At 67.9% G+C, this 14157-nt stretch carries 12 protein-coding genes; 1 reads left to right on the top strand and 11 read right to left on the bottom strand.

Annotated features, from left to right (window positions below):
- The 11 genes from O1Q03_RS13695 to O1Q03_RS13645 all read right to left on the bottom strand — a co-directional run.
- Positions 1-1636, bottom strand: a 1636-nt coding sequence (locus tag O1Q03_RS13695; protein WP_269504073.1) for a methyl-accepting chemotaxis protein, incomplete at its 3' end; no start/stop codon positions are given.
- Between the two features lie 282 nt (positions 1637-1918).
- The gene (rbsK, locus tag O1Q03_RS13690; protein ID WP_269504072.1) at positions 1919-2848 is read right to left on the bottom strand and encodes a ribokinase; all 930 of its coding nucleotides are present in this window, start codon (positions 2846-2848) and stop codon (positions 1919-1921) included.
- A complete protein-coding gene (locus O1Q03_RS13685) occupies positions 2845-3876 on the bottom strand; it encodes a LacI family DNA-binding transcriptional regulator (RefSeq protein ID WP_269504071.1) in 1032 nt (343 codons plus the stop codon). Before O1Q03_RS13685 ends, rbsK begins: the two co-directional genes overlap by 4 nt.
- Before the next feature lie 35 nt (positions 3877-3911).
- Positions 3912-4931, bottom strand: a complete 1020-nt coding sequence (locus O1Q03_RS13680) for an ABC transporter permease (protein ID WP_269504070.1) — start codon at positions 4929-4931, stop codon at positions 3912-3914.
- On the bottom strand, positions 4928-6553 hold the full coding sequence (locus O1Q03_RS13675) for a sugar ABC transporter ATP-binding protein (protein WP_269504068.1): 1626 nt from the start codon (positions 6551-6553) through the stop codon (positions 4928-4930). Before O1Q03_RS13675 ends, O1Q03_RS13680 begins: the two co-directional genes overlap by 4 nt.
- Before the next feature lie 147 nt (positions 6554-6700).
- A complete protein-coding gene (locus O1Q03_RS13670) occupies positions 6701-7651 on the bottom strand; it encodes a sugar ABC transporter substrate-binding protein (protein ID WP_269504067.1) in 951 nt (316 codons plus the stop codon).
- Positions 7652-8150: 499 nt separating this feature from the next.
- Positions 8151-9077: a CysB family HTH-type transcriptional regulator gene (locus O1Q03_RS13665; protein ID WP_096505416.1), complete on the bottom strand. Its 927-nt coding sequence runs from the start codon at positions 9075-9077 to the stop codon at positions 8151-8153.
- Between the two features lie 80 nt (positions 9078-9157).
- The gene (locus tag O1Q03_RS13660; protein WP_269504064.1) at positions 9158-10216 is read right to left on the bottom strand and encodes a sulfate/molybdate ABC transporter ATP-binding protein; all 1059 of its coding nucleotides are present in this window, start codon (positions 10214-10216) and stop codon (positions 9158-9160) included.
- A gap of 13 nt (positions 10217-10229) precedes the next feature.
- The gene (cysW, locus tag O1Q03_RS13655) at positions 10230-11177 is read right to left on the bottom strand and encodes a sulfate ABC transporter permease subunit CysW (RefSeq protein WP_269504062.1); all 948 of its coding nucleotides are present in this window, start codon (positions 11175-11177) and stop codon (positions 10230-10232) included.
- Positions 11174-12067, bottom strand: coding sequence for a sulfate ABC transporter permease subunit CysT (gene cysT, locus O1Q03_RS13650; protein WP_269504061.1), 894 nt, complete (start codon positions 12065-12067; stop codon positions 11174-11176). The genes cysW and cysT overlap by 4 nt, the downstream gene beginning before the upstream one ends.
- 134 nt (positions 12068-12201) lie before the next feature.
- Entirely contained in the window at positions 12202-13239 is a 1038-nt protein-coding gene (locus O1Q03_RS13645; protein WP_269504060.1) for a sulfate ABC transporter substrate-binding protein, read from the bottom strand.
- Between the two features lie 264 nt (positions 13240-13503).
- Here O1Q03_RS13645 and lexA point away from each other — a divergent pair, with 264 nt between their 5' ends.
- Complete coding sequence (gene lexA / locus O1Q03_RS13640) at positions 13504-14151, top strand: transcriptional repressor LexA (protein ID WP_124825771.1); 648 nt, start codon at positions 13504-13506, stop codon at positions 14149-14151.
- The last annotated feature ends 6 nt before the right edge of the window (positions 14152-14157 follow it).

Here is a 14157-nt window from a genome sequence, read left to right as displayed (position 1 = left end):
CGGGCGTCGCTGCCGGCCCGGCTGTCGGCGCGCCAAGCGTCGCGCGCGGCGCCTGGCGCGCGGCGGTGGCGACCGCCCCCGGCCGCGCCGTTGCGTCGTCGATCCGGAACACCGAAACCGTCTGACGTAGACGCGCGGCCTGTGCGTCGAGCGATTGCGCCGCCGCAGCAGCCTCCTCGACGAGCGCCGCGTTCTGCTGCGTCACCTCGTCCATCTGCGCGACCGCACGCGCGACCTGGTCGATGCCGCCGCTCTGCTCGTCCGACGCCGCCGCGATCTCGCCCATGATGTCCGTCACACGCTGCACTGCACCGATCACGTCGCTCATCGTGCGCCCCGCTTCGTCGACCAGTGTCGAACCGGTACGGATGCGCTCCACCGATGCATCGATCAGCGCCTTGATCTCCTTGGCCGCGCTCGACGAGCGCTGCGCGAGGCTGCGCACCTCGCCGGCGACCACCGCGAAGCCGCGCCCTTCCTCGCCGGCGCGTGCGGCTTCGACGGCCGCGTTCAACGCAAGAATGTTGGTCTGGAATGCGATCCCCTCGATGATCGCGATGATGTCCGCGATCTTCGCCGAACTGTCGTTGATGTCGCCCATCGTGCCGACCACCTGACCCACGACCGTATTACCCTTGTTTGCAATTTCGGATGCGTTGGCGGCCAGCAAGCTTGCCCGCCGTGCATTGTCCGCGTTCTGCTTCACGGTGCCGGTCAGCTGCTCCATGCTCGACGCGGTTTCCTGCAGCGCCGCCGCCTGCTCTTCCGTGCGCGACGACAGGTCGATGTTGCCGGCGGCGATCTGCCGCGCCGCGGTCGCGATCGACTCGCTGCCGCCACGCACGGCGTGCACCGTGTCGACCAACCCGCGCTGCATCCGCGCAAGACCTTCGAGGAGCTGGCCCATCTCGTCGCGCCGGTTCACGACGACCGCGCGGCGCAGGTCGCCTGCGGCAATCGCGTCGAAATGGGCGAGCGCGTCGCCCAGCGGACGGCCGATCGCGCGGCTCAGCGTCAGCCACGACACCAGCGCGGCGACCAGGCCGGCCGCCAGCACGACGATCGCCAGCAGCCGCAACGTGCCGTACACGGATTCCGCGCGGTCGAAGCTCGCCTGCGCGTCGGCGAACTGGGAGTGGCGGAGCGCTTCGTTCGCGGTCGCGAGGTCGTTGTACAGCACCTGGAGCTGCTTCGCGCCCGCGCCGATCCGGTCGTGGTCGCCCGCGGCGACCGCGCTTCCGAACGCGTCACAACTGCGCTGCAGCGCCAGACGCTTCGCGGCGACGTCCTGCGCGTGCCGGTCTTCGTCCGGCCCGCGCGGCAGCGCAAGGTATTTTTGCCACCACGCGTCGGATTGCGCGCGCATCGAGCGGCTGCGCTCCACCGCGGCGGCGGAGTCCGGCGTGCCGGCCAGCAGCGCGGCGCGATCGAGCGCCAGGCGCTCGCGCGCCGCGTACATTTCCGCGACGGACACGTCGACCGCGCCCGGCATCTGGTTCATGAAAACCTCGCGCGTCGAGTCGTTCGAGCGCGCCATGCCGTATACGCCCAGCACGCCGACAACGCCAAGCAGCACGGCGAGAAACGCCATCGTCAAACCGATGCGCGCACGAATCGTCAGGTTTGTGAACACCATCATCCTTCCTGTTTTGCGTCGTCATGAACGGGCCGGGCCCGTTTTCGAAACGGTGTTTCGCCCGATGCATTTACGGCCGCGCGCAGCCTGACTTGACGGTATCGACTACTCTTTTTTCATCAATCGATCCGTTCATTACAGATGAATGAATAATAGGGGCGATTCACTACCGGTGCGCAGAGCAAGAACGCGATGTCGACGCCGCTTGCGCGACGCCCAAAAAGGAAACGGCCGGCCGCCTGCTGCTGCAGGCGCCGGCCGCGGTCGGGCGGCAATCGGGTGCTATTCGCCCAGTTCGGCGAGGGTGGGAATCGACGGCTGCGCGCCCGCGCGCGTCACCGACAGCGCCGCCGCGCGCTGCGCGAAGCGAATCGCGGTGTCGATGTCGTTGCCGGCCGCGAGCTGCGCGGCCAAACCGCCGATGAAGGTATCGCCGGCTGCCGTCGTGTCGACGGCCTGCACGACCGGCGCCGGATAGTGCCGCGCGGTGCCGTCGGCCGTCAGCGCGAGCACGCCGCGCGCGCCGAGCGTGATCAGCACGTTGCGCGCGCCGCCGGCCTGGAGCGCACGCGCCGCGGCCTGCGCGTCGTCCGGATCGCGCACCGGCAGGCCGGTCAACGCGGCGGCCTCGACTTCGTTCGGGATCAGGTAATCGACGAGCGGCAGCCAGCCGCCTGGCAGCGGCGCGACGGCCGGGGCCGGGTTGAGCACCACCGTGCGGCCGAGCCGCCGCCCGGCCGACAGCGCCGCGAATACGGCGTCCGGCGGTGTTTCGAGCTGGCAGATCAGCACGTCGGTCGCGGCCAATGCAGCTTCGTGCCGCGCGACCGTAGCAGGCGTGACTTCGCCGTTGCCGCCCGCGACGATCACGATCGTATTCTGGCTCGCATCGTCGACGACGATCAGCGCGACGCCGGTCGATGCCGCCGCGCTCGTCGCAAGCCCGGTACAGGCGATGCCCTCTGCCTCGAGGCCCGCCCGCAACGCCGTGCCGTGCGCATCCGCGCCGACGCAGCCGATCATCGCGACCTGCGCACCGAGCCGCGCGGCCGCGACGGCCTGGTTGCCGCCCTTGCCGCCCGCCGCCTGCGCATACGCATGGCCGGCGAGCGTTTCACCCGGCAGCGGCAGCCGCGGCGAGCGCACGACGAGATCCATGTTCAGGCTGCCGACCACCGTCACGCGGCCGGCCGCCGCTGCGCGCGCCGTCATGCGTGCGTGCCGGGGGCGGCCGGCTCACGGTAAACCGACGTGGATTCGCGCAGCACGAGGCGCGGCGACACGACGCGACGGCGGCTCGGCGCGGCCGTCGAGCCGCCGCCGATCCGCTCGATCAGCGTCTGCGCGGCCATTTCGCCGAGCGCGCGCACCGACTGGCCGACCGTCGACAGCGCCGGATACGTGTAGCGGGAGAACTCGATGTCGTCGAAGCCGATGATCGAGCAGTCGTCCGGCACGCGAATGCCGCGCTCGGCCGCCGCGCGCAGCGCGCCGACGCCCATCAGGTCGTTGCCCGCGAAAATCGCGCTCGGATGCACCGACTCGAACAGCCGCGACGCCGCGTGATAGCCGCCGAGGCACGAGAAATCGCTTTCCGCGATCGCGCCCGGCACGATGTCGATCCCGCGCTCGGCCATCGCGCGGATGAAGCCGTGCACGCGCATCGCGCTGACGGCCGTGTCCGTCGGCCCCGTGATGCAGCCGATCTTCGCGTGCCCGAGTTCGAGCAGGTGCCGCGTCGCCAGGTAGGCGCCGCGTTCGTGGTCGATCTGCACGAGATCGGCGGCGAGACCCTCGATGTTGCGATCGACCACGACGAGCGGCGCATGCGCGTCCGCGAGCGTCTGCGCCAGCACTGCGTCCTCGCCCGCCGACGCGACGATCAGCCCGTCGATGCGCTTTTCCTGCAGCACGCGCAGGTAGTTACGCTGCTTGACGGGATCGTCGTCCGAATTGCAGAAGAACACGCAATAGCCGTTGGCCGCGCACTGATCCTCGATGCCGCGCGCAAGCTCCGCGAAATACGGATTCGTGCTGTTCGGCACGACGAGGCCGATGGTCGCCGTCGAACGCGCCTTCAGCGAGCGCGCCACGGCCGACGGCACGTAGTTCAGTTCGCGGATTGCGCCCTCGACCTTTGCGCGCACATCCGCGGACACCGGCCGCGAATTGTTCACCACGTGCGAGACGGTCGTAAACGACACGCCCGCCATGGCCGCCACATCCTTGATCGTCGCCATTTCCCGTTTCTCTCTGGTCTGCCTTCTGTGTAGTTCTACCGCGCGCGCGCGCGTCGGCTGCGATACGTGTCGAGCACCACCGCCACCACGATCACCGCCCCGGTGATGATTCGTTTGGTCGGCTCGTTCGCGCCGATCTGCGCAAGCCCGGCGGCCAGCACGGAGATGATCAACACGCCGAAGAACGTGCTGATCACCGAGCCGCGCCCGCCCATCAGGCTCGTGCCGCCAATCACGACGGCCGCGATCACCTGCAGCTCGAGGCCGACGCCCGCATTCGGGTCGGCGGCCTCGAGCCGCGAAATCTGGAACAGCGACGCGAGGCCCGCGAGCGCGCCCATCAATGCGAACACGAGGATTTTATACGGCCGCGGGTTAACCCCGGCAAGTCTTACCGCTTCCTCGTTCGTGCCGATCCCGACCAGGTACCGCCCGAACACCGTACGCGTCAGCACGAACTGTGCCGCGATCATCACCGCGACCGCGATCAGGAACGCCGGCGAGATGCCGAGCGCGATCGGGTTCGACAGGAAGTCGAACGCGTCGCCGATGTACGCGGTGCGCGAATTCGTCAACTGGTACGCGACGCCGCGCGCGGCCTCCAGCACGCCGAGCGACACGATGAACGACGGAATCCGCCAGCCGACCGTGATCGCACCCGTCAGCGAGCCGGTGACGGTCGCGACCGCGATCCCGATCAACGCCGCCGGCAGCGGCCCCCACTGCCATTTCAATGCGGCCACGCTGACCATCGACGCGGCCAGCGCGAGCACCGAGCCGACCGACAGGTCGATCCCGGCGATGATCAGCACGAAGGTCATCCCGACCGACATCACGACGAGATCGGGAATCTGGTTCGCGATCGTACTGAACGTATCGTAGGTCAGGAAATGCGAGCTCAGCGCCGAGAACAGCGCGATCATCGCGACGAGCGCGCCGGCGAGCCCGAGATAGTTCGACAAACCGAGGCGTGTGCCGGACAGTGCGCGGGCACGACGGCCCGTCACGGTCTGCTGGGCGCCTGCATCGGTCGGGGATACGGGAGGCTGGGTCATTGCTGTCGTCCTGTCGTCGAAGTGCCGCTCGGTGTGTCGGCAGCCGCGCGCGGCGCGGCCTGCGCATCCGGCGGCCGCGCGCCGTCCGGCAGCGCTTCGCGGCCGAAGCCGGCGAACGCCGCGGCCAGCAGCGCATCCTGGGTCCAGTTGCCGCGCTCGAACACGGCGGTCATGCGGCCGGCCGACATCACGCCGATCCGGTCGCAGATCAGCATCAGTTCGCGCAGGTCGCTCGACACGACCACCAGCGCGCGGCCCTCGCGCGCGAGCGCGCCCATCAGCGTATAGATCTCGAATTTGGCGCCGACGTCGATGCCGCGCGTCGGTTCGTCGAACAGCAGCACGCCCATGTCGCGCGCGAGCCAGCGCCCGATCACGACTTTCTGCTGGTTGCCGCCCGACAGCTCGCCGACCATCTGCGCGGCGCCGTGCGTGCGAATCCGCAGCGCGTCGATCTGCTGCTCGGCGAGCGCCGTCTCGCGCGCGGTATCGACGATGCCGCCGCGCGCGAGCCGGTCGAGCTGCCCCAGCGACACGTTCGACGTCACCGACTGCGACAGCAGCAGCCCTTCGCCCTTGCGATCCTCGGTGATCAGCGCGATGCCGTGCCTTACCGCGTCGACCGGCGAGCCGATGCGCGCCGGCTTCAGCGGATCGCCGACCGCGATCATCCCGGCGTCCGGCGTATCCGCGCCGTAGATCAGCCGCAGCAATTCGGTGCGCCCCGCGCCGATCAGCCCGGAGATCCCGAAGATTTCACCGGAGCGCACCTCCAGCGACACGTCCTGCACGGCCGTGCCGCGCGTCATGCCCGACACGACGAGTCGCGGCGCGCCGATACGGCGTGCGCCGAGATCGATGTGTTCGCCGACCTCGCGCCCGACCATCAGCGTGACGAGGCCGTCGGACGTCGTCGCGGCCATGTCGCCGACGTGCACGAGCCGACCATCGCGCAACACCGCGACACGCTCGGCCACGCGCGCAAGCTCCTCGAGACGATGCGAGATGTAGACGATCGCCACGCCGCGCGCCTTGAGCCGGTCGATCTGCTCGAACAGCAGTTCGACCTCGCGCGCGGTCAGCATCGCGGTCGGCTCGTCGAGGATCAGCACGCGGCAGTCGCCGATCAGGTTGCGCGCGATCTCGACCATCTGCTGGTGACCGATGCCGAGCGCGCCGACCGGCGTATCGGGGTCGATCGCGTCGAGGCCGACCTGCGCCATCGCGGCGCGCGCGTCGTCGCGCAGCCGCGCGCGATCGATGATGCCGAAGCGGCGCGGCAGACGATTCAGGAACAGGTTTTCGGCGACGGTCAGCGTCGGCAGCAGGTTCAGCTCCTGCATCACCATGCGCACGCCGAGCGCCTCGGCCTGCGTGCGGCTCGCCGGCGCATAGGGCTGGCCGCCCAGCTGCATCGTGCCGGCGGTCGGATCGACGAGCCCGCCGATGATCTTCGACAGCGTGCTCTTGCCGGCGCCGTTCTCGCCCGTCAGCGCAAGCGCTTCGCCCGGCGCGAGCGTCAGCGTGACGTCGGCGAGCACGGGTTCGGCGTAGGTTTTGCCCACACCGGAGACGGACAGCACGGGAACGGCTGAACGGGAAGGTTGGAAGGTCGGTTCCATCGCGATCCTGGTTGCGGCCGCGCGCACGCGGCGCGCGGGTATGACGCTCACAAGTGCATGTGCATGCAGTGGCCGTGATCGCGCTCACTCCGGATAACGGCCGCGTGCCCGGATTCTTGAGGGCGGCGGCCGCGACCGGCAGCGGCGTTACTTCGTCACGAGATCCACCGGCGTCTCGACCACGCCGGACAGGTCGGCCTGCTTGCGATGCTCGGCGATCGCCTTGAGCGCCGTATCGATGCCGAACACCGCCTGCTTCGCCGCGTACTGGTCGGCGGTCGCGAGCACGCGGCCGTCCTTCAGCATCGGCTTGATCGCGTTGATGTTGTCGTAGCCGACCACGAACACCTTGCCCTGCTTGCCCGCCGCGCGCACGGCCGACACGGCGCCGATCGCCATGTTGTCGTTGCCGCACAGCAGCGCACGCAGGTTCGGATATTCGTTGAGCATCGCGGCGGCGACCGCATTGCCCTTGTCGATTTCCCATTCGCCCGACTGCACCGACACGACCTTCATCCCGCCCGCCTTCATCGCGTCCTCGAAGCCGGCGGTGCGCTGCTGCGCGTTGGTCGTCGTCGACACGCCTTCGATGATGCCGACCTGGTCGCCCGCCTTCAGCCGCTTCGCGAGGTAGTCGCCGATCTTGCGCGCGCCCTTGCGGTTGTCCGGGCCGACGAACGGCACGTTCAGGTTCTTCGACTTCAGCACGTCCGGGTCGAGCCGGTTGTCGATGTTCACGACCACGATGCCCGCGTCGACCGCCTTCTTCACGACCGGCACGAGCGCCTTCGAATCGGCCGGCGCCAGCACGATCGCATCGACCTTCGACACGATCATCTGCTCGACGATGCGGATCTGGTTCGCGGTGTCGGTCTCGTCCTTGATGCCGTTCGTGATCAGGTCGAACTGGCCGGCGTTGTGCTTCTGGTATTCCTTCGCGCCGTTTTCCATCGTGAGGAAGAACTCGTTGGCGAGCGACTTCATCACGAGCGCGACCTTCGGCTTGGCCGCCGATTGCGCGTGAACGGCCGGCGCGGCAGCGACCGCGACGGCGGCAAGCGCGGCGGTCAGGAAGCGACGGCGAAAGAGGACATTCATACTCATCTCCTGGCGACTGGCCCGATGGCGGGCCGGATTGTTGTTTGACTGTTGTTTTAATGTGAGCAAACGTTTGCGCCACACTTCCCGAGCATAGGCCATCGATGCTGCTTGTCGGTACCACGGAATGGAAGCAAGGCAGACGGCCGACTGCCTGACGCGTGCTGTCGTTGACGCGCCACCGACGGCGGGACGCCGGCGGAGTGACGGCTATGCTGTACCGTTTCGGTTCGGCGCGCAACCCGTCTGATCAATATTTAGGGTTTATTCGGAGCGCGCCCCGGGGGTGGGTCGCATGTCGCCGGTACGGCGTCCGCCAGTTGGCGTGCGTCGCGCCGTGCCTGGCGGCGCCGCTTCGTCGCGCGCGTCCGACGCCGGCTCGCCGAAGCGGTTCGCGTGCGGCGTGCCGGCGATGCAACCGTTCATCGCGAACGGCGCGATCCCGCCGATGAGCGGCGCGGGCGGCGCAGGCCGCGCCGCCGAAGCATCATCCGCGCGATCAGACCGCTTCGCGCAGCAGGCCCGCGATTTCCGCTTCGTTCAGATGCGGCGCGAACATCTCGATCAGCCGGTACGCATACGCGCGCAGGAACGCGCCCTTGCGCAGCCCGACGCGCGTCGTGCTCGCCTCGAACAGATGCTGCGTGTCGAGCGCGACGAGGCCCGTGTCGCGCTGCGGATCGAAGGCCATTGCCGCGACGACGCCGATCCCCATCCCGAGCTCGACGTAGGTCTTGATCACGTCCGCGTCGATCGCGGTCAGCACCACATCCGGCACCGCGCCGGCCTGCGTGAACGCCTGGTCGATGTGCGAGCGGCCCGTGAAGTCCTGGTCGTACGTGATGATCGGGTATTCGGCGATTTCCTCGAGCGTCAGGTTCTCGCGGCCGACGAGCGGATGCCCCTTCGGCACGACGACCGTGTGGTGCCACGAATAGCACGGGAACGTGACGATGTCCGGATAGCGGTCGAGCGCCTCGGTCGAGATGCCGAGATCGGCCTCGCCGTTCAGGATCATCTGCGCGATCTGCTGCGGGCTGCCCTGGCGCAGCGCGAGATGCACTTTCGGGAACACGTCGGTGAACTGCCGGATCACCTTCGGCAATGCGTAGCGTGCCTGCGTGTGCGTCGTCGCGACGACGAGGTGGCCGCTGTCCTGGTCGGCGAACTGACGCGCGACGCGGCGCAGGTTCTCGGCGTCGAGCAGCATCCGCTCGATCAGCTGGTGCACGGCCTTGCCCGGTTCCGTGAGCCCGGTGAGGCGCTTGCCGCGCCGAATGAAGATGTCGACGCCCAGTTCGTCCTCGAGATCCTTGATCTGCTTCGACACGCCCGACTGCGACGTGTACAGCACGTTCGCGACTTCCGTCAGGTTCATGTTCTGCCGCACGGCTTCGCGCACGAAACGCAATTGCTGAAAATTCATGGGTATGCCTCTTAGGCTGTCGTTGTTCGAATGTCGTTTCGGAGCGGTGTCCGCTCTCTTCTCTTTACCGGATTCGGGCGTCAGTGCGCGGGAAATACGCGCACCGCGCGCGGCACCGCCGTTGCGCCGTCGCCGACCTGCAACGCGAGCGCACGCCACGCATCGCGGTCGAGCTCGGCTTCGAGCGCGCCGCCTGCGCGCGCCTTGAGTTCGACCCGGACCGAGCCGCCGAGCGGGATCACGCGGCGCACGTCCACCGCGATGCCGTCGCGATGCCCTTCACCCGCCGGCCACAGCTGCAGGTCGTGCGGCCGCACGTATGCGTGCGCGGGGCCCGCGAAATCCGCGTCGACCGCGATCGGCGCAGCCGCCCCTTCGGCGACGAAGCCGCGCCCGGCGACCGTGCCCGGCAGCCGGTTCGCCGCGCCGAGAAACTCGTAGACGAACGCGCTTTGCGGATGATCATAGACGTCCTGCGGGCTGCCGACCTGCTCGACGTGACCGCGGTTCAGCACGACGATCCGGTCGGCCACTTCCAGTGCCTCTTCCTGGTCGTGCGTGACGAAGATCGTCGAGATATGCAGGTCGTCGTGCAGGCGGCGCAGCCAGCCGCGCAGTTCCTTGCGCACCTTCGCGTCGAGCGCGCCGAACGGCTCGTCGAGCAGCAGCACCTTCGGTTCGACCGCGAGCGCACGGGCCAGCGCGATCCGCTGGCGCTGGCCGCCCGACAGCTCGGACGGATAGCGCTGCGCGAGCCAGTCGAGCTGCACGAGCTTCAGCAGCTCGTGCACCTTGTCGCGGATCACGGCTTCCGACGGCCGCTCGCGGCGCGGCTTCACGCGCAGCCCGAACGCGACGTTCTCGAACACCGTCATGTGGCGGAACAGCGCGTAGTGCTGGAACACGAAGCCGACCTGGCGCTCGCGTGCGCCGACCGACGCGACGTCGAGCCCCTGCAGCACGACCTGGCCGGCGTCCGCGTGCTCGAGGCCCGCGATCACGCGCAGCAGCGTGGTCTTGCCGCAGCCGGACGGCCCGAGCAGTGCGACGAGCTCGCCCGGCGGGAAGTCGAGCGACACGTTGTCGAGCGCGGTGAAATCGCCGAAGCGCTTTTGAAGGTTACGGACGGTGATACCCATTCTGGTTGCCTCTTTACGATTTCGACGAAATGGCGGCGGCGGGGCCGGCATGAGCGGGAACGTCATCGCGTGCGCCGGCCAGTTCGGCGGCGAGGTGACGTTCGGCGAGCAGCTTCAGCGCGAGCGTGACGAGTGCGAGCAGCGCCAGCACCGACGCCACCGCGAACGCCGCCGCGAAGTTGTATTCGTTGTACAGAATCTCGACGTGCAGCGGCATCGTGTCGGTCACGCCGCGGATATGGCCCGACACGACCGACACCGCACCGAACTCGCCCATCGCGCGCGCATTGCACAGGATCACGCCGTACAACAGGCCCCACTTCACGTTCGGCAGCGTCACGCGGCGGAAGATCTGCCAGCCCGACGCGCCGAGCACGCGTGCGGCCTCTTCCTCGTCGGTGCCCTGCGCCTGCATCAGCGGAATCAGCTCGCGCGCGACGAACGGGAACGTGACGAAGATCGTCGCGAGCACGATGCCCGGCACCGCGAAGATGATCTGCACGTCGTGATTCTGCAGCCAGGGCCCAAGCCAGCCCTGCGCACCGAACAGCAGCACGTACACGAGGCCCGAGATCACCGGCGACACCGAGAACGGCAGGTCGATCAGCGTGGTGAGCAGCGCCTTGCCGCGGAATTCGAATTTCGCGATCGCCCACGACGCGCACACGCCGAACACGAGGTTCAGCGGCACCGCGATCACGGCGACGGTCAGCGTCAGCTTGATCGCCGACCACGCATCCGGATCGGCGAGCGATTCGAAATAGAAGCCGACGCCCTTGCGCAGCGCCTCGAAGAACACCGCGGCGAGCGGCACGACGAGGAAGAACGCGAGGAATGCCAGCGCGACGCCGATCAGCAGCCAGCGCACGGCGCGCGACTCGCTGACGGGGTCGAGCCGTTTCACGGCGCGCGCACGCGCGGCGGACGGATCGTTCAGCACGGCGGTGGACTTGTGGCTCATTGCTGGCCTCCTGCTGCGGCAACGGTGACGGTCGCCGGCGCGGGGCCGCTCGCGCCCTTGCTCGTGCGTCGCTGCAGATACCACTGCAGCGTGTTGATCAGCAACAGCATCAGGAACGACACGACCAGCATCACGACCGCCAGCGCGGTCGCGCCCGCATAGTCGTACTGCTCGAGCTTCGTGATGATCAGCAGCGACGTGATTTCGGATTTCATCGGCACGTTGCCGGCGATGAAGATCACCGATCCGTATTCGCCGAGCGCACGCGCGAACGCGAGCGCGAAACCGGTGAGCAGCGCCGGCAGCACCGCCGGCAGCACCACGCGGCGGAACGTCAGCCAGCGCGACGCGCCGAGGCACGCGGCGGCTTCTTCCTGCTCGCGCTCGAAATCCTCGAGCACCGGCTGCACGGTGCGCACGACGAACGGCAGCCCGATGAAGGTCAGCGCGACCAGCACGCCGGCCGGCGTGAACGCGATCTTGATGCCGAGCGGCGCGAGATACTGGCCGACCCAGCCGTTGCTCGCGTAGACGGCCGCGAGCGAGATGCCGGCCACCGATGTCGGCAGCGCGAACGGCAGGTCGACGATCGCATCGACGAGGCGCTTGAACGGGAACGTGTAGCGCACCAGCACCCACGCGACGAGGAAGCCGAACACGGCGTTGATCACGGCGCCGCCGAGGGCGGACGCGAACGTCAGCCGGTACGACGCGAGCACGCGCGGCGACGTGACGGCGGTGACGAACTGGTCCCACGACAGCGTCGCGGTCTTCAGGAACGTGGCGGCGAGCGGGATCAGCACCACGAGGCTCAAATAGGCCACCGTGATGCCGAGTGTCACGCCGAAACCGGGCAGCGCGCTCGGCTTGCGAAAGGTGTACGTCGTCATCGGATGCTCTTGCTGGGTCGATGCTGCTCACGGGCCCGACGCAAACGCCGGCGCAGTGAATCGCGCCGGCGGCCCGTCGGGGATGCGGCGCGCTATCGTGGCGCGCCGCTGTCGTTATGGTTTGCTGCGTGGCGTTACTGCGGCTTGTAGATCGAATCGAATACGCCGCCATCCGCGAAATGCGTCTTCTGCGCATTCGTCCAGCCGCCGAACGTGTCGTCGACCGTGTACAGCTTCAGCTTCGGGAACTGCTTGGTCAGCTCGGCCGGCACATTCTTCGAGCGCGGACGGTAGTAGTTGCGTGCCGCGATCTCCTGGCCCTGCGGGCTGTACAGGAAGTTCAGGTACGCGTCGGCCAGCTTGCGCGTGCCCTTCTTGTCGACCACCTTGTCCACCACCGCGACGGGCGGCTCGGCCAGGATGCTCACCGACGGCACGACGATCTCGAACTTGTCGGTGCCGAATTCCTTCACCGACAGGAACGCCTCGTTCTCCCACGCGATCAGCACGTCGCCGATCCCGCGCTGCACGAAGCTCGTCGTCGCGCCGCGCGCGCCCGAATCGAGCACGCCGGCGTTCTTGTAGAGCTTCGTCACGAATTCCTTCGCCGTCTGCTCGTTGCCGCCCGGCTTGTGCACGGCATACGCCCATGCGGCCAGGTAGTTCCAGCGGGCGCCGCCCGACGTCTTCGGGTTCGGCGTGACGATCGAGATGCCCGGCTTGGTCAGGTCGTCCCAGTCCTTGATCCCCTTCGGGTTGCCCTTGCGTACCAGGAACACGATCGTCGACGTGTACGGCGATGCGTTGTCGGGCAGGCGCTTCTGCCAGTCCTTGTTGATGAGCCCCTTGTTCGCGATCGCGTCGATGTCGTACGCGAGCGCCAGCGTGACGACGTCGGCCTGCAGGCCGTCGAGCACCGAGCGCGCCTGCGCGCCCGAGCCGCCGTGCGACTGCTTGAAGTTGACCGTCTCGCCCGTCTTCGCCTTCCATTCCTTGCCGAACGCCTGGTTGAAGTCCTGATACAGCTCGCGCGTCGGGTCGTACGACACGTTCAGGAACGTCGTATCGGCCTGCGCATGCGTCGCGACGCCCAGCGCCGCCGCCGCGCCCAGCGCGAGTGTTGCGATCAGGCGGCCTGCTCCGCCCACCAGCCCCGTATTGCGCTTCGCCATCCTTGGTTCTCCAGTGTTGTCGGTATTGCGATGTCGGGCCAGTCTAGCGAACGGGTTACATGATTAAAAATAATCGTTCCTCATTTTTTAATACTCAAAAGTGCTAACGCATACTGGACGGACGGTTGCGGCAGACGAACCGGCGTCCGGACGTCGCAACACGACGTCGGAATCGGCGTGATCGCGTCGAACCTCAAGTAACACTTGAAATTCGCGAAGTACTGTATAAAAATACAGCTCACTGTCTATCCATACAGTTCAGCCATGACCAAACTCACTGCCCGTCAGCAGCAAGTGTTCGACTTGATCCGCCGCGCGATCGAGCGCTCCGGATTCCCGCCCACGCGCGCCGAGATCGCGGCCGAACTGGGTTTCAGCTCGCCGAATGCGGCCGAGGAACACCTGCGTGCGCTGGCGCGCAAGGGCGTGATCGAGCTGGCCGCCGGCGCATCGCGCGGCATCCGCCTGCTCGGCCTCGACGACGCCCCGCACCAGTTCACGCTGCCGCATGCCGGCCTGATGCAACTGTCGCTGCCGCTCGTCGGCCGCGTCGCGGCCGGCAGCCCGATCCTCGCGCAGGAACATATCTCGCAGCATTACGCGTGCGATCCCGCGCTGTTCACCAGCAAGCCGGACTACCTGCTGAAGGTGCGCGGCCTGTCGATGCGCGACGCCGGCATTCTCGATGGCGATTTGCTCGCGGTGCAGAAGCGCACCGAAGCGAAGGACGGCCAGATCATCGTTGCGCGTCTGGGCGACGACGTCACGGTCAAGCGCCTGATGCGCCGGCCCGGCGGCCTCGAGCTGATCGCGGAGAACCCGGATTACGAAAACATCTTCGTCAAGGCCGGCAGCGCGGAGTTTGCGCTGGAAGGCATCGCCGTCGGGCTGATCCGCTCGGGCGAACTCTGACAATCG

This window comes from Burkholderia sp. IMCC1007, assembly GCF_027257875.1.
Lineage (GTDB): Bacteria > Pseudomonadota > Gammaproteobacteria > Burkholderiales > Burkholderiaceae > Burkholderia.
The sequence above is the reverse complement of the archived record's forward strand: the minus strand, read 5'-3'. Positions and strand labels throughout refer to the sequence as shown.